We start from the raw sequence: 21,191 nt of genomic DNA on the forward strand, positions 1-21,191 counted from the left end.
GTTTTTCACGGGGCGTAAGCTGCGCAGGCCACGGTGCTCGGGAAGCCGGTGTGAATCCGGCGTGGTCCTCGCCACTGTGACCGGGAAGTGCCCGTTCCACCCTCGCCACCGGACCCTCGCGGTCTGGGAAGGCCGGAACGGGCGTGATGATCCGGGAGCCAGGAGACCGGCCGTGGCGCTGCATCACATCGCCACGAGGCATGGACGAGAGGATCTTCCATCATGCCGTCTCCCGCCCCCGCCACGGCCGTCGCGCCGATCCGGGTCCCGCTGCTCGCCTGGCTGCTCGCGGCCGTCGCGCTGATCGTGTTCTACCTGCTCCTTCAGGAGAACGGGCTGGTCGTCCCCGGCCAGGTCGCGGAGTACCTGCACGAGTTCACCCACGACGGCCGGCACGCGCTCGGCGTCCCGTGCCACTGATCGCGGCCGAGATGACCACGCCCACGCTGGGCGGCATCCTGCAGCGCGGCGCCCTCGCGGGCGTCGCGGCCGGGGTGGCCGCCTCCCTCGTCGCATTCGCAGTCGTCGAGCCCGTCATCGAGCGCGCCCTCACGGTCGAGGAGGCCCGCACCGCGGGCGAGCCGGCCGAGGAGGCGCTCGTCGGCCGCGCCATGCAGGTCTTCGGCGGCATGGTCGCCGCGACCGCGGTCGCGATCTGCCTCGCACTGGTGCTCGCCGTCGTGTTCGCGAAGGTGCGGCACCGGCTTCCCGGACGCACCGACTTCGGCCGGGCCAGCCTGCTCGCGTTCCTCGGTTTCGTGGCGTTCGCGCTGGTCCCCGCGTTGAAGTACCCGGCGAACCCGCCCGCGGTCGGCGACCCCGACACGGTGAACGCGCGCACCGCGCAATATCTCTCGCTCATCGCGGCCGCGGCGGCGATCGCCTGGCTGGCCGTGCTGGTCCGGCAGGTGCTGGTGGCCCGCGGGTTCGCCGCGCCGGTCGCGGTGACCGGTGGCGTGCTGACCGGCCTGGTCGGCTACGGGCTGATCCTGCTGATCTGGCCGGCCGGCACCGGCGAGATCCCGTCGGACGTGTCGCCGCAGCTCATCTGGGATTTCCGGGTGGCCTCGCTGGGCGAGCTGGCCGCGATGTGGGCGGTCATGGGCGCCACGCTGGGCCTGCTGCTCACGCCGCGCACGGCGAAGGCCGCCGGCGCGGAGACGGTCACCGTTTCGGCGTAGTCCGGCAGACTCCCGGCGATCGGGGCGTTCCCTGCGACAGGGAACGCCCCGATTTCCGTATGACGCGTGCCCGGTCCGGTCCGCGTGCTGTCGCGCGTCCGGAGCGGCGGTGATCACGGGGCGCCACGCGCCCGACATTTCAGGACTTACTGAGCTTTCGGCGTCAGGGTGAGAATGCCGTAGCCATCCGGGCCGCTATTTCATGAAATTTCGGCCACGAAGTGCCTGCTTGATCGCGGCAGGTCCGGACCTCCACGCCGAAATCTCAGTAGCGGCCGCAGCCTCGCTGTGACGCTGCACAGTGCCGTGTCGAGCCGCCGGGCCTGCGGCCCGCGCAGGAGTCACGTTCTCCAGCCCTTCAGCCCCACCGACGACAACGGCCGTGTCGGACACGGAGCGAGCCGGGGGCGCTCGGGGCGTACCCTCGCGTCTGTGATTTGGGGGTTTTGACGTGTCTCGCGGCATTAGTCTGAGAGCGCAGTGGCGGCGAAACGAGAGGATCTCCGACGGTGACGACGACGGGCAGCACCGCCGTGACGGCGCCCGGCGACACGGACGCCGACTGGGTGCACCTCTCCCGCCGCACGCTCTCCCCGGACGCCGCTGACCGGATCGCGGAGCTGGCCGCGCTGGCCGCGGGCGCGCCGACCGGCCTGGTGCAGCTGCTCGAGGATCGCAGCATGCTGATGAGCGGCGGATTCGCGCTGCCGGACGCGTGGACCGATCTCGGCGCCGTGCCCGCCGGCTCCACGCTGGCCGGCCTGATTCTCGACTCCGGCTGCCCGCTGGTGGTCCACGACGTCCACGACGACGAGCGGGTCCCGCCGGACGCGCCGATCCGACGGGCGGACGCGCGCGCCTACCTCGGATATCCGGTGCGTTCCCGGACCGGCGCGGTCGTCGGCGTCTGCGCCGTGGTCGACTACCGGCCGCGCGAGTGGACCGCGGCCGAGCAGTCCGTGGTCGGGCACGCGGCCGAGGTGTGCGGCACGTTCGTCGCGGAGCGTGAGGCCCGGCAGAGCACGGACCGGCGGCAGCGTTTCCTGGACGCGGTGCTGGACAACCTGCACGACGGCGTGGTCGCCTGCGACGCGGACGGCCGCCGGGTGCTGATCAACGCGCCGATGCTGCGCTTCACCGGGCGGACGCCCGCGCCGTTCACGGCCGGCGGCTACCCGCTCGACTTCGGACTGCGGCACGCGGACGGCCGGCCGATGGCACCGGACGACACGCCGCTCTCCCGCGCGTTCCGCGGCGAGGAGCTGCACGGCCTGGAGGTGCTGGCCGGCCCCGCCCGGGAACGCCCGCGCGTGCTGCTCGTCGACGGCCAGCCGATCGCGGACGCGGCCGGCACCCCGCTCGGCGCCGTGATCGCGCTGCAGGACGTCACCGAGCTCAAGCGCACCGAACGGTTCCGCAACTGCGAGCTGGCGGTCACGTCCGCGCTGGCCGAGGCGTCGAGCGCGGAGGAGGCCGGGCCGCGCGTGCTGGAGGCCGTGGTCGGCACGCTCGGCTGGGCACACGCGGAGCTGTGGCTGGTCGACGGCCCCGGCGGCGTGCTGCGGACCGCCGCGCACTGGAGCGCGCCGGGCAGCGTGGCGGAGATGTACGTGCCGGACCAGCTCGCGTACGGGCAGGGCATCTCCGGCCGGGCCTGGCTCACCGGTGAACCGGTCTGGATCCGCGACCTGGCCGACGGCGGCGCGCTGCTGCCCGCGGACACCATCGAGACGTCCCAGCTGCACGCGGCGCTGGCCATCCCGGTCCGGTCCGGCACCGGCACGCTCGGCGTGCTCGCGTTCTTCGCCGAGGTGGTCGAGGATCCGGAGGACACGCTGGTCGCGCTGCTGGCCGGCATCGCGGCGCACGTCGGCCAGTTCCTGGAACGCCGCCGCGCCGAGGACCTGGAGCTGCAGCTGGCCCGCAGCAAGGACGAGTACCTGGCGCTGATCGGGCACGAGATGCGCACGCCGCTGACCTCGATCAGCGCGTACACCAGCCTGCTCCGCGAAGCCTCCGCCGCCCAGCTGGCCGCGGACGGGCCCGCGCTGCTCGAGGTGATCGACCGCAACACCACGCTGCTGCGCGGCATCATCGACGACCTGCTGGACCTGGCCGCGCTCGACACCGGCCACGCCACCGTGCAGATGACGCCGTGCGACCTGGCCGAGGTGGTGCGCGAGGCGGTCGGCGCCGCGCTCTCGTCGCTCACCGGCAGCTCCATCACGCTGCACGCCACGCTGCCGGACTCGCTGGTCCTGCCCGGCGACCGGATGCGGCTGCGGCGGGTGCTGGACAACCTGATCGGCAACGCGATCAAGTACAGCCCCGACGGCGGCGCGGTCACGGTCACGCTCACCGCGGACGGCGACTACGCGGCCGAGCTGACCGTCTCCGACCACGGCATCGGCATCCCGCCGGAGGAGCGCGACCGGCTCTTCTCCCGCTTCTACCGCAGCTCCCGCACGCGCGACCGGGCGATCCCCGGCAGCGGCCTCGGCCTGGCGATCAGCCGCGCCATCATCGAACGACACCACGGCACGATCGCGCTGCTCAACCCCGAGTCGGGCACGTCATTCCAGATCAGGCTGCCGCGTAACAGCTCGGAATAGCGCGTCCCAGTCCGGAATCTCGGCCCCGCCCATCAGATAGCGGTGCGGCACGGTCTCCAGACAGGCCAGCACATCCGCCCGATCGTCCACGAAGTGCGTGATGCCGTACGTCGCGCAGACCGCCGCCTTGTCCCGTCGCTCACGGACGAAATGCACATTCTCCGGGGGTACGCCGGTGCGCGCGAAGAACCCGTGGTGGTGCAGCCAGTCGCGGGTGTTCCGCTCCACCTTCGGCCCGGCCTTCGACACCAGGTGCACCCGCCCCCGGAACCGCCCCGCCGTCAGCGCCGCCAGCCGCGCAAACGCGCCCGGCATGGCCGGCGTCTCCAGCGGCCGCACCCCGAAGAACGACGTGTCCACGTCGTCCCCCGCCAGCACCACCAGCACTCCCCCGACATCCACCCCCAGGGTGTCCGGCCGATTCTTCTGATAGACGGCCCGCCCGGCACCCGGCCGGCGCTGCCCAGCTCGTTGCCGCACCATGCCCGAGTGTCTACGCCTCGGCAGGTGCCCCGGCAACGCATTTCACGCTCCCGGCCGCACGGCCGGAAAGGCCGGCCCCACCCTCGGGCGCGGCGCGGCGCGGCGACGCTGACCTCGGCGAACGCGGCGGCCGGCCGGTGGGCGGCGCCGAGCGCCCCGGCCACACCCGCTATGGCATGCGCCCCGGTCATGGGAATCTCACTCGGAGCGAGGAAAAGCTGAGCGGAGTTTACCCACGGCTTGGCCGAAGGCCCCTGAAGGTTGTCACGGGACCGTTTCGTCACGGGCAATAGGATGCCGGGCGTGTCCGTGACCCAGATCAGGATCTTCGCGGTGGCGGCCGCAATCGCCGCCGCGCTCTTCCGTCTCGCCGCCGAGCCGCTGACCCCGTCCGACGACGCGGCGTGGTCGCCCGCCGGCATCACGTTCATCCTGCTGTTCCTCGGCAGCATGGCCGGCCCCCTCGCCGCCTACGCCATCCTGACCGGGCCGGCCCGCCGGCGACCGGAGTCGCTGCGGGCCGGCACCGCGCCGGGCACCCTGATCGCGCCGGCCCGCCTCCTGGGTCCGGGCTCCCAGCTGATCCTCGGTGCCTGGCTGGTCACGAACCTGTTCCTGGCGAACCCCGATCAGCAGAGCTGGGCGGACGTGCGCCTCGCCTGGCTGAGCCGGGTCCTCGCCGTCGTGGTGCTCCTGATGGGCGTCACGTACACCTTCCTCGTCCGCCCCCGGCCGCACCTGCTGCTCGACGCGAACGGCGTCACGATCCACCCCTGGTTCCCGCGCCGCACGACCCGCGTGCTCTGGGACGACCTCCACCCGGCCGAGCCGGTCCGGACCACGGGTGACCCGGTCGGCCGGGTGCACCTGACCCACGCCGTCGGCGGCTCGGTGACGGTGCTCGCCGAGCATCTCGACGTGGAACCGGCCTACCTCGCACGGGTGATGACCGACCTGGCCACCGCGCCGGACCGACGCGCATTCATTGACAAGCATCTCTTGCTCGTGTGAGGCTCAGGCCACTGCGGGGAGCCTCCACGCAGCCCCACGGCGCGGGCGGCCGGGCAACCCACCGCGCCCCGCCCCGGCGCGATCCAGCTCCGTCCCACCACCGTGACCCGCGCTCGGGCACTTTCTCGCACCACCGACGAGAGTGCTTGGAGTCCTCATGCCCATCCCGAAAGTCCTGCGCCGCCTGCTGCTGACCGCGGCCGCGGCCGTGCTCGTGCTCACCACCGGTCTCGCGGACGGCGCCTTCGCGCACGGGTCCGCGGTGAACCCGTCCTCCCGCAACTACGGGTGCTGGAAGCGCTGGGGCAGCGACTTCCAGAACCCGGCCATGGCCACCCAGGACCCGATGTGCTGGCAGGCATGGCAGGCCGACTCGACCGCGATGTGGAACTGGAACGGTCTCTACCGGGAGAACGTCCAGGGCAACCACCAGGCCGCGATCCCGGACGGCACGCTGTGCAGCGCGGGCAACACCGGCGGCACCCGCTACTCCGCGCTGGACACGCCCGGCGCGTGGGTGGCGCAGACCGTCCCGACCGCGTTCACACTGCGCATGCACGATCAGGCGCAGCACGGTGCGGACTATCTGCTGACCTACGTGACGAAGCCCGGGTTCAACCCGCTCACCCAGCGGCTGGCCTGGGGTGACCTGCAACTGGCCGGGCAGACCGGCGTGATCCCGCCCGGCGGTGGCGAGACCGAGTCCGACCCGGTGCTGAACGGGAAGACGTACACGGTGAACGTGAGCGCGCCGGGCCGCAGCGGCCGGGCCGTGCTCTACACGATCTGGAAGGCCAGCCACGCGGACCAGGTCTACTACTTCTGCAGCGACGTGGTCTTCGGCGGCTCCGGCAACCCGAACCCGTCGCCGTCGCTCACCCTGACGCCGACGCCGTCCCCCAGCGCGACCGCCAATCCGACACCCACGCTCAACCCGGGTGGCGCGTGCACCGCGACCTACGCCGTGACCAGTCAGTGGAACGGCGGCTTCCAGGCCGACGTGAAGATCGTCAACGGCGGTTCCGCGGTCAAGGGCTGGTCGGTCGCCTGGTACTGGGCCAACGGGCAGACGGTCACGCAGAGCTGGGGCGCGACCGTCACCACGAATGCGAACGGCCTCACGGTCGCCAGGAACGCCGCCTACAACGGCACCCTCCCGGCGAACGGGAGCACGTCGTTCGGCCTCATCGGCACGTCCACCGGCACCAACACCAGCCCGACGCTGAGCTGCACCACCAGCGCGTGAGAAAACCGCCGGCCCCGGGGACGCCCGGGGCCGGTCACACCTCGGCGACGTAGAGCCAGCGGCCGTCCTCACGGACGAAACGGCTGCGCTCGTGCACGGTGCCGGTACGGCCGGAGGCGCGGTAGTGCGCCTTGAACTCGACCTCGCCGGCCGCCTCGAAGATCGAGCCACCGGCGGTGTCCACGACGTCCAGACGCAGCCAGCGCTGACCCTCGTCCAGCGTCAGGTCGCCCGGACGGGTGCTCGGATGCCAGGTCTCCAGCAGGTACCGGGCGTCGCCGCGGGCGAACGCGCTGAACCGGGAGCGCATCAGCTGCTCCGCCGAGGTCGCCGCGGACTCGCCGCGGTGCAGACGCCCGCAGCACTCGTCGTAGCCGCTACCGGCGCCGCACGGGCACAACCCGCCGCCGGTCTCCCGCTTCCGTTTCGCCATGCTCTGATTTTGGTCGTCGCTTCGCTCCTCCGGCTCGCCGCCACTCCCTGCTTCTGGTCGTCGCTCCGCTCCTCCGGGCTCGCCGCCACTCCCGGCGATGACAGACGGCCTCAAGACGAAGAACGTGTCTTGAGGCCGCCCGCCATCTCTGGTCGCCTGCGTCTCACGACGTGGTCAGGATTCGTCGGGGTCGGGGGGAACTTCCACAGGCCGGTGGCTGGGCCGCGCACCCCGCCCTCACAGGCCGGCGCACCCCGCCCCACAGGCCGGTGGCTGGGCCGCGCACCCACCTGTCAGGCGAACTGGGGGATGATGTCGGAGGCGAAGGTCAGGAGCGGCTCGTGGTCGTACGCCACGCGCGGGATGTAGAGGATCACGTAGTCCGCACCGGCCTCGACCACGGACTCGACCTTCGCGGCCGTCTCGGCCTTGCTCCATGCCGGGTCGATCCGGATCGAGGTGGACTTGATGATCTCGTCGTAGTCGCGGCCGACCGTGTCGCAGTGCCCGCGCAGGATCGCCAGCTTCTCCCGGATCAGCGCCGGGTCGCCGCCGCCGACGTTGCAGGCGTTCGCGTGCTTGGCGACCAGCTTCAGCGTGACCTTCTCGCCGCCGCCGCCGATCCAGAACGAGGGGTGCGGACGGCGTACCCCCTTGGGCTCGTTGATCGGCTTGTCGATCGAGTAGTACTTGCCGTGGTAGACCGGCGCGTCCTCGGTCCACATCTTCTTCACGATCTCGACGGACTCGCGGAACGCGCCCATCCGGTCCTTGAGCTCCGGCCACTCGTAGCCGTAGGCCTTCCACTCGTGCTCGTACCACCCGGCGCCGAGACCCGCGTAGAGCCGGCCGTGGCTGGCCACGTCCACGGTCGAGGCGATCTTGGCGTAGAGCGCGGGGTGCCGGTAACCGTTGCAGCCGACCATCTGGCCGATGTTGACGCGGGAGGTGTCCCGGGCCAGCGTGGAGGTGGCGGTCCAGCACTCGAACACGCTGTTCATCGTGGGCTCGGGCACGGTGTGGAAGTGGTCGTAGAGCCAGATCGAGTCCCACGGCCCGGCGTCCGCGGCCTTGCCGACCGCGGTCATCGCCTCGTACTGCTCGATCGGGTCGGCGATCTCCGTGAGATCCATCTGCCAGCCCTGGGGAACGAACACGCCAAATCGAACGGTCATGGGATGATCTTATGACCATCAGGACCGCTGATCGACCTCACTCTGGATCAGCTCCACCAGCTCGACCAGCTTCCCGGCGACCGCCGTGCCGAACGGCGTGAGGCTGTACTCCACGTGCGGCGGGATGGTGGTCTGCACGTCGCGGCGGACCAGTCCGTCACGCTCCAGGCCCTGCAGCGTCTGGGCCAGCATCTTCTCGGAAACGCCGTCCACGCGGCGGCGCAGCGCGTTGAATCGGTAGGCGCCGTCGTTCAGCGCCGCGAGCGCGAGCACGCCCCACTTGCCGGCGACACCCTCCAGGATGCCGCGAGACGTGCAGTTACGCGCGAAGACGTCGGCGTAGAGGTGCTCGGGGTTCACGTCCCTCACGGTATCCGGTCCCGGCGCACAACGATTCGTGTCAGTGCTCACTATTCGTTGGCGCTTTCGAAAAGTTAGTACAGTCTCGTCCTGCAGCACTGTGCTGCAGTGAAGACCTTTCGAGGAGCAGACAATGATCGTCGTCACCGGCGCCACCGGACACCTGGGCCGTCTCGTGGTCGAGAACCTGCTGGACCGCGGCGTGCCCGCCGGCGAGATCGTCGCCGCGGCGCGCACGCCGGAGAAGGCCGCGGACCTGGCCGCCCGCGGCGTGCAGGTGCGCGAGGCCGACTACACGCGCCCGGAGACGCTGGTCTCCGCGCTGGCCGGCGCGGAGAAGGTGCTGCTGGTCTCCGGCGAGCCGGGCAACCGGGTGGCCGACCACCAGGCGGTCATCGACGCCGCGAAGGCCGCGGGCGTGAGCCTGTTCGCCTACACCAGCATCCTGAACGCGGACACCACCGCGATGGCGCTGGCCGACGACCACAAGGCCACCGAGGCGAACATCAAGGCGGCCGGCCTGCCGTACGCGTTCCTGCGCAACAGCTGGTACCACGAGAACTACGCCGGCCAGCTCGCGCAGACGCTCCAGAACGGCGCGATCCTCGGCGCGGCCGGCGAGGGCCGGATCGCGGGCGCGGCGCGGGCCGACTACGCGGCCGCGGCCGGTGCGGTGCTGACCTCGGACGGCCCGGTGAACGTGGCCTACGAGCTGGCCGGGGACGCGCCGTACACGCTGGGCGAGCTGGCCGCCGTGATCACCGAGCTGTCCGGCACCCCGGTCGCCTACCGTGACCTGCCGGCGGACGAGCTCGCGAAGACGCTGGCCGGCTTCGGCCTGCCCGTCCCGGTGGCGCAACTGTTCGCGGACGTGGACGCGAACATCGCCAAGGGCGCGCTGGTCAACGACTCCGGCGACCTGACCCGCCTGATCGGCCGCCCCACCACGCCGGTGGCGGACACGATCGCGGCGGCGCTGAAGGGCTGAGACCTCACCGCACGCTCGGACCCGGCGGGAGCGCGGCCCGGTGCCGCCCCCGCCGGTCGGCCATGTACGCCGCGGACGGCGGCGGCTGCGCGCGTCCCGGATGGTGGCCCTTCCGGTTCGCCTTGACCATATACATGTGCGCGTCCGCCGCCCGGAGCACGCCGTCGAAGTCGCGGCGGCCGAAGCTCGCGGTGCCGGGCACGCCGACCATGCCCTCGCCGACCGTGGTGGCGAAGCCGATGCTGGTGCCGACGTACACGGTCTCGCCCTGCAGCTGGATCGGTGCCGCGACCGCCTCCATGCAGCGCCGCGCCACCTCGGCCGCGATGCCGGCGTCCGCGCCGGACAGCACGATGACGAACTCGTCGCCGCCGAGCCGGGCCACGATGTCGTCGTCGCGGGCCTGGGCGAGCAGCCGGGCCGCGACCACCTTCAGCAGCTCGTCGCCGGCCGCGTGCCCGAGCGTGTCGTTGACCTGTTTGAAGCCGTCCAGGTCGAGCGCGAGCACGGCCAGCTCGCGCCGGTCGGCCATCGCCTGGCGGGCGAAGTCGTGCAGGCGGGTACGGTTCGCCAGCCCGGTGAGCGCGTCGTGGTGCACCTGGTAGCTGAGCGCGGCCTTCGCGTCGCGCATGGCCTCGATGCGCCGGTTCGCGCCGCGGGCCGGCAGGCCGGTGAGCAGCGTCAGGCACAGCAGCGCCGCGAGGATCGACGGCAGCGCGAGCCCTTCCCCCGGCGCGAGCCAGGCCGGGTCGTGCAGGAACACGACCGCGAGCAGTCCGACGATCGCGCCGCCGCCGCTGGCGAACGCGCCGCGCAGGTCGTCCCGGAACGCGCCGCCGTAGATCGGGACCAGCAGCGCGGCCCAGACCTGCCCGGCACGCACGTCGCCGGACGTGCCGTAGAGCAGCACCAGCACGCCGAGCAGGTCCAACGGGATCTGCGCGAGGCTGAGCCGCCGGTAGAGCGGGCTGCCGCGGTGACGCAGCGCGGCCAGCGAGACCAGGCAGGTGATCGCGAACAGCAGCGCGGAGAACAGCACCCAGGTCAGCTGCGGAATGCCGTGCAGCGCCGGACCGGGCCTGATCAGCGCGAAGACGAGCAGGCAGCCGACGACGCCGAAGACCCGGACGCCCAGCGCCGAGAACTCGATCACGCGTCGTTGCTGCAGCGAGCCGGCGTCGACTTCGCCGTGCCCCGCCTTACCGTTCATCCCCACCGTCCCCGGCCGCCGTACCTGTCCCATCGGCCGTGGAGGTGCGAACTTTACCAACGCGTGCCGAGCAGGAAGTCGCGCAACGCGTCCCGATATGCGGGGATCGTGCCCAGATCAGCATATTCGTCCGGTCCGTGCTGGCCGTCGCCGCCGATGCCGAACGCGACCGCGGCCATCCCGGCCTGGAAATAGAACCGGCCGTCCCCGGCGCCGTGCCGCCGCAGGTACGCGCCGCCGTAGCCCTGGGCCTGCGCGGCCTTGCGGAGCGCGGCCACGTCCGGGTGGTCCCGCTCGGCCAGGTGCGGCGCGTCCACGTGCGCGACGCCGACCTCCACGCCCGGCCCGGCGATCGTGGCGAGGTGCCGGGTGACCTCGGCGACGGTGCGCCCGGTGAAGTCCGGGTCGGTGGGCGGGAAGCGCAGGTTGAGCCAGGCCGACGCGGCCGACGGCACCTGGTTGAACGCGGCGTTCGGCGTGTCGATCTTCGCCACGTTGACCGTGGTGCGCCACGCCTCCTCGGACGGCACCGGATAGCGCTCCAGCAGCGCCTGCACCGCACGCACCACGGTGAGCAGCGCGTTGTCGCCGAGCCACGGGTACGCCCCGTGCGCGGCCCGCCCCGCAGCCGTGAGCGTGACGTCGATCAGGCCCTTGGACTCGACCGTGATGTCCAGCCGGCTCATCTCGCCGATCACCGCGAAGTCCGTGGTCACGCCGGCCTCGACCTGGTGCCCGGTGCCGTCGCGGCCGCCCACCTCCTCGTCCGTGACCAGCTGGAGCCCGAGCGGATAGGGCAGTTGCGGTGCCAGCTCCCGGAACACGTCCGCCATGACCAGCGCGGACAGCTTCATGTCCTGGGCGCCGCGCGCGTGCAGCCGGTCCCCCTCGCGGCGCGGCGTGAACAGGTCGCCGGGCGCCGGCACCACGTCCAGGTGCCCGTTGAGGATCATCCGGAACCGGCCGGGCCGCACGTCACCGCGGTAGAGCAGCGCGGAGGCCTTGCCTCGTGACTCGAACCGCTCCACGGTGAAGCCGGGGCCGACCCGGTCGATCATCCAGTCCAGCGCGCGGGCCAGCTCCGCGGGCCGGTCCGCCGTGCTCGGAATGCCCAGCAGTTCGTACGCCGCGGTCAGCCACGCCTCGTCCAGCATCGATCCAGTGTGCCGGACCTGGGCGGAACACTTTTTGGCTACCCGTCAGTAAGGTAGCCTCGCGCTCATGAGCATCTCGGGAACGTGGAACGTAGAGATCAGCACTCCGATGGGCAAGCAGACCGCGGTCCTCGCCCTGGCGGCGGACGGTGACACGCTCACCGGCACCGCCACGCAGGGCGGCGAGACCGCGCCGATCCAGGACGGCAAGGCGTCCGGCGACGGCGCCACGTTCACGCTGAACCTCACCAAGCCGATCCCGGTCAAGCTGGGCTTCGACGTGACGGCGTCCGGCGACGCGCTGTCCGGCGACGTCAAGCTCGGCGCGTTCGGCACGTCGAAGGTCGTCGGCACCCGCGCCTGAGACGCACCGCGGTCACGCTCTCCGGGGCACCCCGGAGAGCGTGTCCACCAGGATCGGCCAGTGCGGATCGCACGGATCGACGAACGAGTAGTGGTGCGCGTCCGCGGGCGCGGCAAGCGTCACGCCGTGCCGCGCCGCGTAGGACTCGGACAGCTCCACCGGCACCGTCGCGTCGCGCCTGCCGTGCAAAAGCACAATCCGCGCCGAGGGTACGGATAGCGCGCGGATCGGATCGAGTCCGGCATGATCGACGGCCGCACCGCCGAGGAACGCGCGCACCGCCCCGCCGCCGAGCCGCAGCTGCTCCGCCCGGCGCAGGTCCGCCACCGGCGCGAGCGCCACCACCGCGTGCGGCACCTGCGCGGCCGCCCAGAGCGCGAGCTGGCCGCCGGCCGAGTGGCCGATCACGATCACCCGGCCGTCGTGCGCCGTGACCAGCGCCGGGAGCTTCTCCAGCGCGGCCAGCACGTCGGACGTGGTCGCGGCCGGGTCGCCGGGGATGCGGCGGTACTCGACCGAGGCCGTGGTCCAGCCGGCCGCGCGCAGCGCTTCCGCCATCGGGCCGGTGTGCGTGCGGTCGTAACGCGGCCGCCAGAAGCCGCCGTGCAGGATGAGCAGCAGCGGGCGGGCCGCGTCGCCGAGGCGTACCCCCGCGACCTGATCTTGATCTTCGCCGTAGGCGACGGTGAGGTCCGGATCGGGGGCGGGCCGCGACAGGACGGAGTCGTCCTCCCGCATCAGCAGAGCGCGGCCAGCGCGGCCGACGCCCGCCAGCAGTCGTGGTAGCTGGAGTAGAGCGGCACCGGGGTCAGCCGGATCACGTCCGGCTTCCGCGAGTCGACCAGCACGCCGTGCTCGAAGCGCAGGCGTTTGGCCAGCTGGCCGACGTCCTGCCCGTGGACGCGCACGGAGATCTGCGCGCCCCGGCGCTCCGGCTCACGCGGCGTGATGATCTCCAGCGGGCGGCCGGGCGAGATCGCGTCCAGCGCCTCGATCAGGTAATCGGTCAGCCGCCGGCTGCGGGCGCGCAGCTCGGGCAGGCCGGCCTCGTCGAAGAGCTGCAGCGCGCTGGTCATCGGCGCGAGCGCGAGCGTCTGCGGCGTGGAGATCTGCCAGGCGTCCGCGGTGGCCGGCGGGCGGCTGACCGGCGCCATGTCGAACCGGGTGGCCGCCTCCGTGCCCCACCAGCCGTCCAGGCGCATGATCGACGGGTCGCCCAGATGCCGGGTGTGCACGAACGCGCTGCCCGGCGAGCCCGGCCCGGAGTTCAGGAACTTGTAGTTGCACCAGGCCGCGAAGTCCACGTCCCAGTCGTGCAGGCGCAGCTCCACGTTGCCGGCCGCGTGCGCGAGGTCCCAGCCGACGACCGCGCCGGCCGCGTGCCCGGCCGCGGTGATCGCCGGGATGTCGCAGCGCGCGCCGGTCAGGTAGTGCACGCCGGCCAGCAGCACCAGCGCGACCTCGTCCGTGATCGCGGCGATGACGTCCTCGGTGCGCAGCACGTCCTCACCGTCACGCGGGCGCAGCCGGACCACCGCGGTCTCCGGGTCCAGCCCGTGCAGCACGGCCTGGCTGCGGACCGCGTAGCTGTCCGACGGGAACGCGGCGTCCTCGATGACGATCTTGTGGCGGGCGCCGGACGGGCGGTAGAAGCTCACCATCAGCAGGTGCAGGTTGACGGTCAGCGTGTTCATCACGACCGTCTCCTCCGGGCGCGCGCCGACGATCCGGGCGGACGGCAGGGCCAGGCGCTGCGGCAGGTTCTCCCACGGGTCGTGCGCCTCGACGTGGCCCTCGACGCCGAGCGTGGCCCAGTCGTCCAGGTGGGCCAGCATCTCGTCGCGGACGGCCCGGGGTTGCAGACCCAGCGAGTTGCCGACCAGGTAGGCGGACTCCTCGTAGCGGCCACCGGCCGCGGGCGGCACCAGGAACATGCTCCGGCGCCCGGGATCGTCGGCATCGCGGCGGACCGCGTCGGACTCGTCCAGCGTCATCTCGTCTCCGGGATCCACATAGAACGGTTGCACAGAATGTATCTCCCCGTTACGCGCAGTCGATGGTCTCCGCGCGAAGAACCAACCACATACAGCTGTGAGTTACATGTACGTGCGTGCTTCCCACAGCTCGGGGAAGACCACCCGGGCCATCGACTTCTCCAGCCACGCTATGCCCGCGGAGCCGCCGGAACCGGGTTTCGCGCCCATCGTGCGGCGCACCGCCATCAGGTGCTGGTGCCGCCACTCGCCGAACGCGACCGACACCCCGGTCAGCGCCTCGCCGAGCATCCGCAGGTGGTTGTCCGGACCGTCGACGCGATAGACCTCGACCCAATCCGTGTCGTGCTCTTCCAGCATTCTCTGCGTCTCGTCCCACAGGCTCGGCTCCTCAAGAGCCTTGACCAGACGGGGGTACGACTCGGAGCGCCGGAACGGCCGGATGAGCGACTCGGTCTTCAACCCGAGCAGGAACTCCAGCTCCCGGTACGCGGCCGACTGGAACCCGGAACCCTCGCCGAGCAGGTCACGGAACGTGTTGAAGTCGGCCGGCGTCATCCAGCTCAGCGCCTTCCAGGCCGCGTTCAGGCCCTCCAGGTCGAGCGTGGCGCGGCGCAGCGGGGCGAGCGCGCCCCAGGCGTCGCCGTCGCGGATCAGCGTGCGGGCGCCGTCCAGCTCGAAGCGGGTCAGCCCGAAGTACAGCTCCATGATCTGGCTGACCATCAGGAACGACATCTCGCCCGGGTCACCGCTGAGCGTGCGCTGCAGCGAGTGCAGCGTGGTGGCGTGCACATACGTGTCGTACGGGACGCGTCCGGCGAACTCCGCGGTCGGCACGCCGCCGTTGGCTCCGGCGTTGGCCTCGCGCTGCGCCGCGGTCAGGGATTCGATCACGTCGCCAATGATGTCTCTGCGTTTGCCACTTCCGGAATGCCTTGTCTGCGGGTCCTGCACTGTTCTACTTTTCGTTCGACAGGTAATTCCCGTCGTGGCTTTACGAACGGAAAATCTGTGATGGACGACATGGACTGGGCGCTCCTCGCGGAGCTGCAGGTGGACGCGCGGCTGTCCTACTCCGAGCTGTCCCGGCGCGTGCATCTCTCCGCGCCGGCCGTGGCCGAGCGGGTGCGGCGGCTGGAGGAGTCCGGCGTGATCACCGGTTACCACGCGCACGTCGACCCGGCCCGCGCCGGGCGGACCGTGCTCGCGCTGATCCGGATGTCCTGTTACGGCCCGGCCTGCGTGCTGCGCGACCCGGACGTGGCGGCCTGGCCGGAGATCCTGCAGATCCACCGCGTCACCGGCGACACCTGCTGCATGCTGCGCGTCGCGGCCGCGTCGATGGGCGCGTTCGAGCGGGTGATCGACCGGCTCGGGCCGTACGGGCCGCCGTCCAGCACGATGATCCTCTCCACGCCGCTGGAGTGGCGGCCGCTCACACCGGTCGCCAATCCTTGATCATGAGTCGCGTGTGGATTCGTCTATTTGAGGAATTGCCGCACCATTGCGCCGGTAGCCTTCCGACATGACGAGAATTGCGAATTCTACCCTTCTCCTGGCCGCATCCGTCTCGCTTGCCGGTGTCTTTCTCGCACCATCCTCACCCGCTCAGGCAGCGCCCACCTATTTCCAGCTGCACAACGCGTACAACGGGAAATGCGTCGACGCGGACAAGAACATGCTCGCGCACAACGGCACGCGACTGCAGTTGTGGGACTGCCACACCGGCGACAACCAGCTCTGGTACGCGGACGGCGAAACGATCCGCAACAAGGCCTCCGGGCGGTGCCTGGACTCGGACACCCAGACCTCGGCCTGGCCGGGCACCCGGGTCCGGCTCTGGGACTGCTCCGGCGCGGCGCAGCAGCAGTGGCAGACCGAGATGGTGGACGGCGAGCGCATCATGCTGGTCAGCGTGGCGACCGGGCGGGTCCTCGACGCGGACCGGAACGTGCTCTTCCAGAACGGCACCGAGGTGCAGACCTGGGGCGACTGGCACACGTCCGAGGACCTCAATCAGCAGTGGTTCGTGACGGTCTCCTAATCCGCTTCTCCCGGATCGCCGGGGTTGCCGGTGTCCGTATTCACGGTGTCCGTATTCACGGTCTCCGGGTTCTCGGCGATGAATGCGGCGACGTCGTCCTCCGCGATGGCGTCGAGCATCGCCATCGAGGTGTCGTCCAGAATCTCCGCACTGCCGACGCCCGCGACGTTCTCGGTATTGAACGTGCCGTCGTTCGTCTTGAGCGTGGTCAGCGCGTCCGAACGGATCCCGCGCATCGCGAAGATCCAGTCCTCCAGCGGAATGCCGCCGTCGTCAACCGTCATCGTGCTGCCGACGGCGGCCAGCAGGGACGGGAGCCGGGTCGCCTCCTCGTCCAGCACGCCCTTGAGCACGGCCTTCATGAACTGCTGCTGGTGGCGCTGGCGGCCGTAGTCGAAGTCGTTCGTCTCCAGCAGGTCGCGCTGCCGGACGAAGTCCAGCGCCTCCTCGGGCGTGAAGCACTGCTCGCCCTTCTCGTACACGTTCGGCGTCACGCCCCGGACCTTGGCGCGGATCGTGCCGTCCGGGTTCACGACGTAGGGCGCGGCCGGTCTCCCGGTGCGGTCGTTCGTGCCGACGTGGATCGACGTGACCTCGCCGTCCACGTACATGCAGACCTCGCCGAGCGCCTCCACCACGTCCCGGAAGCCGTCGAAGTCGATGATCGCGCCGGCGTCCGGCACGATGCCGGTGGTGTCCCGCACGGTCGTGGCCAGCAGCTCGAACCCGCCGGACAGCGCCTCCGGCCCGGTCAGGCCCTGGCTGCCGAACGCGAACGCCGCATTGATCTTGTGCTCGCCGCCCGCGAACGGCACCTCGCCGTTGTCGTACTCCGGGATCTCCACCAGCGTGTCCCGCGGCAGCGACACCAGGTAGGCGCGGTCGTGCGCGGCCGGGATGTGCAGAATGATGATCGAATCGGAGCGGGTCAGCTCGTCCGAGTCCTGCCCCGGGCGCGTGTCCAGGCCGACCAGCAGGATGTTCTTCGCGCCGTCGACATCGACGCGCTCCCGCTCCTTCCGTGCGTCACCGAGCAGGTCCTGGCGGGTCACGGTGCCGGTCGCGGCGGTCAGCAGCATGCGGCCGCCGACCACCGCGCCGCCGCCGAGCAGCAGGACGGCCGCGCCGGTGCCGGCGAGGATCCGGCCCCAGGGTGGTCTCCGGCGTCCCCAGCCCCGATTCCTCCTGCTCCGTCGTCTCACACGCGCTCCTCGCCCACGGCCGTCATTACTGACGATCACGCGCGCCGACGACCTCGGGTTCAGATCATGTGCCTACCATTCGGACTTTTCGACCAGGGCCCACTCGTGATCGTCACCGGAGGAGCAGTTCGCGAGCGTGAGCGCGATCGCCTGGGCCGGGTCGGCCACGCCGTAGACGTCCAGGCACAGGCCGGACGACGCGTTCACCACGCGGTAGTTCTCCCAGCCGTCCCGGGTGGTCTGCGGCTCCAGGCGATAGTCCTGGTTGTCCTGCGGGTAGCAGTCCATCTCGGTGACCGCGGTGGCCGCCGGGACCGCGCCGGCACCGGGCACGTCCAGGCACAGGTTGTCGTCGATGTTGCGCACCCAGTAGAGCTGGTTGCCGGCCGAGTCCGTGCCGCGCGGGACGAACAGCCACTCCTGGTTGTTCTCCGCGGCCTTGATGCAGATGTCCTGCTTCACCGGCTCCTCGGGCTTGCCGCCGTAGTCGCCGAACAGGTCGGCGCACAGGTGGGTGGCCATGTTGTAGAGGAAGTACGGGCCGTACGCCGCGACGCCGTTCCGGTCCTTGCCCTTGACCACCGGCTGGTTCTTGCGCCCGGCCGGCTGCGTGCTCTTCGGCGGGGTCGCGCTCTTGCTCTGCTTCGGCGCGGCCGAGGAGGGCGCCGCCGAGGGCGTGCCGGTGGGGGTCGCGCTCGGCGTGACGTCCGGCGCCGCGGGCGCGTTCTCCGGCAGGCCGTAGCCGGTGTCGACGGACTCCCCCGAGGTCTTGTCGATGGCGCCGGTCTCCTCCGCGGCCGTGGCGTTGCGGTAGGCGACGACGCCCGCGCTGCCGATCAGCGCCAGGGTGAGCACGCCGCCGAGCACGGCGACGGCGGTCCAGCGCTTGGGGCGGTAGCGGATGCGGGCGCCGATCGACAGCGGCGATGCGCTGGGTGCCGGGCCTGCGGGCGGCGCGGCGGCGGGTGCCGGGCCCGGATGCGAGACGGGCGGCGGGAAAGCCGGGCCCGGATGCGACGCGGCCGGCGTGCCGGGCGGCGGGCTCGGATCGGACGCGGCGGCCGGTCCGATGCCGGGTGCGAAAGGGGCGCCCGCGTGTGCCGCGGCGGTCGCGCCCGCGCTCGCTGCCGCGGGCGCGCCGACGATCAGCGTGGTGTCCTGCGGCGCCGCGGGTATGCCTGCCTGCGGGGCGGTAGGGACACCCGCCTGCGGCGCGGTGGGCATTCCCGCCTGCGGCGCGGTGGGCATTCCCGCCTGCGGCGCGACGACCGTTGCGGCGGCCGGCGCGGCGGCCTGTGGCGGGGCCGTCCGGACCGATCCGCCGCTCAGTAGCGCGCCATGCAACTCCCGTGCGGTGGGACGCTGCGCCGGATCCGCGGCCAGTGCGCGCTCGACCAGCGTGCGCAGCGGGCCGACCGGCAACCCGTCCAGCTCCGGCGGCTTGGTCAGGATGCGGGCCAGCGTGGCCACCGACGTGTTCGCGTCGAACGGTGCGCGGCCCGTGCCTGCGTAGGCGACCACGCAGCCCCAGGCGAAGATGTCCGCGGCCGGCGTGATCACCGCGCCCTCGAACCGCTCCGGCGCCATGTAGCCGACCGTGCCGACGAACTGGCCGCTGCGGGTGTCCTGGCCCGGCAGCTCCTCCAGCGCCCGCGAGATCCCGAAGTCGATCACCTTGGGGCTGCCCGGCGCGAGCAGCACGTTGCCCGGCTTCAGATCGCGGTGGATGACGCCGGCCTCGTGGATCGCGGTGAGCGCGGTCGCGATCCCGATCGCCACCGCATGCAGGTTCGACGCGGACAGCGGCCCGCGCGCCTTGACCTCCTCGGCCAGGCTGGGACCCTCCACGTACTCGACCACCAGGTACGGCCGGGCCGCGTCGGTGTCCGCGTCGATCACCTCGGCCGTGCAGAACGGCGGCACCTGCCGCGCGCGCTCGACCTCGCCCCGGAACCGGCTGCGGAACTCCGGATCCCGGGCCAGCTCCGCGTGCACCAGCTTGATCGCGACCTGCCGTCCCGAGGCGGCCCGCGCGAGGAACACGACGCCCATTCCCCCGGATCCGAGACGGCGCACCACCTCGTACTCACCGAGCTGCCGGGGGTCTTCCTGCTGTAGTTCCATGAGCGACGGATTCCGATTGTCAGGAGGCCGGAGGGCCCCGCGCGGCAAGAGACGTGGATGCTATCGCGCGCAGACGGCCGCCGCGGGCCGCGCGGCCCCGCTTCCGGCATCCTTCCAGGCCGGACCGTCCCTTTTGCTCGGTGACCCACCGCCGGAGCAGTCGCCGGCTCGACCGCCGGGCCGGACGCCGGGAGCGTGGGCGTCGCACGGGTGGGATAAGCGGTTGCCCGGGTGGGGGCGGGTGTGGCGGACTGTGGGCCGGAAGCGGAGATTCGGCGAGGGGTGCGGGGATGCGGATCGGGGTCACCGGGGCGTCGGGGGCGCTGGCGCGGGCGGCGATCGGGGTGCTGACGGCGGCGGGGCATGAGGTCACGGCGCTCAGCAGGACGCCGGCGGACGGGGAGCGGCGGGCGGACTTCGACGAGCCGGAGGGGCTGGGCGCGGCGTTCGCGGGGCTGGACCGGGTGCTGCTGGTCAGCACGGATGCGTGGGATCCGCGGCGGCGCGTCCGGCAGCACGTGGCGGCCATCGACGCGGCGAGGGCCTCGGGGGTACGCCATCTGGTCTACACGTCACTGACCGGCTGCGACGGGCCGCCGGAGATGCTGAACGCGGCGCACCGGGCCACCGAGGCGCATCTGCGCGCGGCCGGGCCGGGGTGGACGATCCTGCGCAGCGGCATCTACGCCGAGGGTGTCGAGAGCATGATCGCCGAAGCCAGAACCACGCGACGGTACGTGACGAACAGCGGCGACGGCGCGGTGGCGTTCGTGCGGCGGGACGACTGCGCGGCCGCTGCCGCGGCCGTGGTCTCGGCCGAGGACGTCCCGGACGGGCAGGTGCTGGACGTGACCGGCCCGGAGGCGCTGGACGCGGACGCGCTGGCCGCGCTGGCCGGACCGGACGTCACCGTGGAACGGCTGAGCGACGACGCCTACCGTGCGCACCTGAGCGGGCCGGCCGCGGACGCGCTGGTCGAGTTCGGCCGTGCGATCCGCGACGGCCGCTACGGCACCGTCACCACCACGGTCGAGAGTTTGACCGGTCGTCCGGCCCGGCGGGTACGCATGTACTGAGTCCTCCTGACACCTTCGGGGTGACGCCTCGCGGGCGTGAAAATTCTTCAGCTTCGGGCCGCGGCGGCGCCTATTTTTCCGGTCAGTCCTTCTGGCATCTTCGGGTGACGCCTCGCGGGCGTGAAAATCCTTCGGATGTGGTTCGCGGTGGGGCCTGTTTCCCGGTCAGCCCTCGGCATCAGGATGGGGATGCCATACCCGCCAGGCCACTATTTCCCGAAATTTCGGGCACGGAGTGCCCGGTTGATCGCGACGGGCCCCGGATCTCGACGCCGAGAGCGGACCGGGAAACAGGCCCCGCCGCCGCCCGTGGCTGAAGGATTTTCACGTCTGCGAGGCGTCGGCCACCGCACGCGGGTGAGCAGCGAGTGCCTGCGCCGGCTGGACAGGAGCCCTCAGTAGCGCGTCTGCGAGGCGTCGCCCACCGCACGCGGGTGAGCGGCGAGTGCCTGCGCCTGCCGGGCAGGAGCACTCAGTAGCGCGACGTCACCGACGTGCGCCGCGCCGGTATCCACGATCAGGGCGTCACTCATG

At 71.8% G+C, this 21,191-nt stretch carries 22 protein-coding genes and 1 riboswitch; of the genes, 10 read left to right on the forward strand and 12 right to left on the reverse strand.

All coding sequences use genetic code 11. The features are described from left to right. The first annotated feature begins 15 nt into the window (after nucleotides 1-15). Nucleotides 16-189: riboswitch (cobalamin riboswitch) on the forward strand. A gap of 33 nt (nucleotides 190-222) precedes the next feature. The 3 genes from OP04_RS39805 to OP04_RS39815 all read left to right on the forward strand — a co-directional run bounded on the left by OP04_RS39805 (nucleotide 223) and on the right by OP04_RS39815 (nucleotide 3,793). Continuing rightward, a complete protein-coding gene (locus tag OP04_RS39805; RefSeq protein ID WP_033345139.1) occupies nucleotides 223-420 on the forward strand; it encodes a CbtB domain-containing protein in 198 nt (65 codons plus the stop codon). Beyond that, nucleotides 411-1,181: a CbtA family protein gene (locus OP04_RS39810; RefSeq protein ID WP_051799793.1), complete on the forward strand. Its 771-nt coding sequence runs from the start codon at nucleotides 411-413 to the stop codon at nucleotides 1,179-1,181. Before OP04_RS39805 ends, OP04_RS39810 begins: the two co-directional genes overlap by 10 nt. Nucleotides 1,182-1,690: 509 nt before the next feature. Then, nucleotides 1,691-3,793 carry an ATP-binding protein gene (locus OP04_RS39815; protein ID WP_232323914.1) on the forward strand — a complete coding sequence of 701 codons (2,103 nt, stop codon included), beginning with the start codon at nucleotides 1,691-1,693 and terminating at the stop codon, nucleotides 3,791-3,793. Here the strand turns inward: OP04_RS39815 and OP04_RS39820 are convergent. Further along, entirely contained in the window at nucleotides 3,755-4,195 is a 441-nt protein-coding gene (locus tag OP04_RS39820) for a hypothetical protein (RefSeq protein WP_051799794.1), read from the reverse strand. The genes OP04_RS39815 and OP04_RS39820 overlap by 39 nt on opposite strands. 384 nt (nucleotides 4,196-4,579) lie before the next feature. Between OP04_RS39820 and OP04_RS39825 the strand changes: the two genes are divergently transcribed. Beyond that, entirely contained in the window at nucleotides 4,580-5,287 is a 708-nt protein-coding gene (locus OP04_RS39825) for a hypothetical protein (protein WP_033345140.1), read from the forward strand. A gap of 157 nt (nucleotides 5,288-5,444) precedes the next feature. Then, nucleotides 5,445-6,533, forward strand: a complete 1,089-nt coding sequence (locus OP04_RS39830; protein WP_033345141.1) for a lytic polysaccharide monooxygenase auxiliary activity family 9 protein — start codon at nucleotides 5,445-5,447, stop codon at nucleotides 6,531-6,533. A gap of 34 nt (nucleotides 6,534-6,567) precedes the next feature. On the opposite strand, the gene OP04_RS39835 is transcribed toward OP04_RS39830, so the two are convergent. From OP04_RS39835 to OP04_RS39845, 3 genes are all read right to left on the reverse strand, one after another. After that, the gene (locus OP04_RS39835; protein ID WP_051799795.1) at nucleotides 6,568-6,966 is read right to left on the reverse strand and encodes a YchJ family protein; all 399 of its coding nucleotides are present in this window, start codon (nucleotides 6,964-6,966) and stop codon (nucleotides 6,568-6,570) included. Nucleotides 6,967-7,259: 293 nt separating this feature from the next. Beyond that, nucleotides 7,260-8,141: an LLM class F420-dependent oxidoreductase gene (locus OP04_RS39840; RefSeq protein WP_033345142.1), complete on the reverse strand. Its 882-nt coding sequence runs from the start codon at nucleotides 8,139-8,141 to the stop codon at nucleotides 7,260-7,262. Nucleotides 8,142-8,159: 18 nt separating this feature from the next. Further along, nucleotides 8,160-8,501, reverse strand: a complete 342-nt coding sequence (locus tag OP04_RS39845; RefSeq protein WP_033345143.1) for a winged helix-turn-helix transcriptional regulator — start codon at nucleotides 8,499-8,501, stop codon at nucleotides 8,160-8,162. A gap of 133 nt (nucleotides 8,502-8,634) precedes the next feature. Between OP04_RS39845 and OP04_RS39850 the strand changes: the two genes are divergently transcribed. Further along, nucleotides 8,635-9,489 carry an SDR family oxidoreductase gene (locus tag OP04_RS39850; protein ID WP_033345144.1) on the forward strand — a complete coding sequence of 285 codons (855 nt, stop codon included), beginning with the start codon at nucleotides 8,635-8,637 and terminating at the stop codon, nucleotides 9,487-9,489. Between the two features lie 4 nt (nucleotides 9,490-9,493). Here the strand turns inward: OP04_RS39850 and OP04_RS39855 are convergent, their stop codons facing one another. Further along, nucleotides 9,494-10,699, reverse strand: coding sequence for a GGDEF domain-containing protein (locus OP04_RS39855; RefSeq protein WP_033345145.1), 1,206 nt, complete (start codon nucleotides 10,697-10,699; stop codon nucleotides 9,494-9,496). A gap of 53 nt (nucleotides 10,700-10,752) precedes the next feature. Next, on the reverse strand, nucleotides 10,753-11,853 hold the full coding sequence (locus OP04_RS39860) for a M20 family metallopeptidase (RefSeq protein ID WP_033345146.1): 1,101 nt from the start codon (nucleotides 11,851-11,853) through the stop codon (nucleotides 10,753-10,755). Nucleotides 11,854-11,920: 67 nt separating this feature from the next. Here OP04_RS39860 and OP04_RS39865 point away from each other — a divergent pair, with 67 nt between their 5' ends. Continuing rightward, nucleotides 11,921-12,217: a hypothetical protein gene (locus OP04_RS39865; RefSeq protein ID WP_033345147.1), complete on the forward strand. Its 297-nt coding sequence runs from the start codon at nucleotides 11,921-11,923 to the stop codon at nucleotides 12,215-12,217. A gap of 12 nt (nucleotides 12,218-12,229) precedes the next feature. Here the strand turns inward: OP04_RS39865 and OP04_RS39870 are convergent, their stop codons facing one another. The 3 genes from OP04_RS39870 to OP04_RS39880 all read right to left on the reverse strand — a co-directional run bounded on the left by OP04_RS39870 (nucleotide 12,230) and on the right by OP04_RS39880 (nucleotide 15,114). Then, nucleotides 12,230-12,955, reverse strand: a complete 726-nt coding sequence (locus OP04_RS39870) for an alpha/beta hydrolase family protein (RefSeq protein WP_033345148.1) — start codon at nucleotides 12,953-12,955, stop codon at nucleotides 12,230-12,232. After that, nucleotides 12,955-14,211 (reverse strand): kynureninase, encoded by a 1,257-nt coding sequence (gene kynU / locus OP04_RS39875; protein ID WP_033345149.1) that lies wholly within the window; start codon nucleotides 14,209-14,211, stop codon nucleotides 12,955-12,957. The genes OP04_RS39870 and kynU overlap by 1 nt, the downstream gene beginning before the upstream one ends. A gap of 102 nt (nucleotides 14,212-14,313) precedes the next feature. Further along, complete coding sequence (locus tag OP04_RS39880; protein ID WP_033345207.1) at nucleotides 14,314-15,114, reverse strand: tryptophan 2,3-dioxygenase; 801 nt, start codon at nucleotides 15,112-15,114, stop codon at nucleotides 14,314-14,316. Between the two features lie 111 nt (nucleotides 15,115-15,225). Here OP04_RS39880 and OP04_RS39885 point away from each other — a divergent pair, with 111 nt between their 5' ends. Together OP04_RS39885 and OP04_RS39890 are read left to right on the forward strand one after the other, a co-directional pair. Continuing rightward, nucleotides 15,226-15,669: an Lrp/AsnC family transcriptional regulator gene (locus OP04_RS39885; protein WP_033345150.1), complete on the forward strand. Its 444-nt coding sequence runs from the start codon at nucleotides 15,226-15,228 to the stop codon at nucleotides 15,667-15,669. Nucleotides 15,670-15,736: 67 nt separating this feature from the next. Further along, complete coding sequence (locus OP04_RS39890) at nucleotides 15,737-16,255, forward strand: RICIN domain-containing protein (protein WP_085067144.1); 519 nt, start codon at nucleotides 15,737-15,739, stop codon at nucleotides 16,253-16,255. On the opposite strand, the gene OP04_RS39895 is transcribed toward OP04_RS39890, so the two are convergent. Beyond that, nucleotides 16,252-17,457, reverse strand: a complete 1,206-nt coding sequence (locus tag OP04_RS39895; protein WP_051799799.1) for an LCP family protein — start codon at nucleotides 17,455-17,457, stop codon at nucleotides 16,252-16,254. The genes OP04_RS39890 and OP04_RS39895 overlap by 4 nt on opposite strands. Before the next feature lie 72 nt (nucleotides 17,458-17,529). Beyond that, on the reverse strand, nucleotides 17,530-19,581 hold the full coding sequence (locus OP04_RS50630; protein ID WP_085067145.1) for a protein kinase domain-containing protein: 2,052 nt from the start codon (nucleotides 19,579-19,581) through the stop codon (nucleotides 17,530-17,532). 290 nt (nucleotides 19,582-19,871) lie between these two features. Between OP04_RS50630 and OP04_RS39905 the strand changes: the two genes are divergently transcribed. After that, the gene (locus OP04_RS39905) at nucleotides 19,872-20,657 is read left to right on the forward strand and encodes an NAD(P)H-binding protein (protein WP_033345151.1); all 786 of its coding nucleotides are present in this window, start codon (nucleotides 19,872-19,874) and stop codon (nucleotides 20,655-20,657) included. Between the two features lie 395 nt (nucleotides 20,658-21,052). On the opposite strand, the gene OP04_RS54035 is transcribed toward OP04_RS39905, so the two are convergent. Continuing rightward, a complete protein-coding gene (locus tag OP04_RS54035; RefSeq protein ID WP_157240997.1) occupies nucleotides 21,053-21,190 on the reverse strand; it encodes a hypothetical protein in 138 nt (45 codons plus the stop codon). Between the last annotated feature and the right edge of the window lies 1 nt (nucleotide 21,191).

The sequence above is a fragment of the Catenuloplanes japonicus genome, assembly GCF_000717135.1.
Taxonomy (GTDB): domain Bacteria; phylum Actinomycetota; class Actinomycetes; order Mycobacteriales; family Micromonosporaceae; genus Catenuloplanes; species Catenuloplanes japonicus.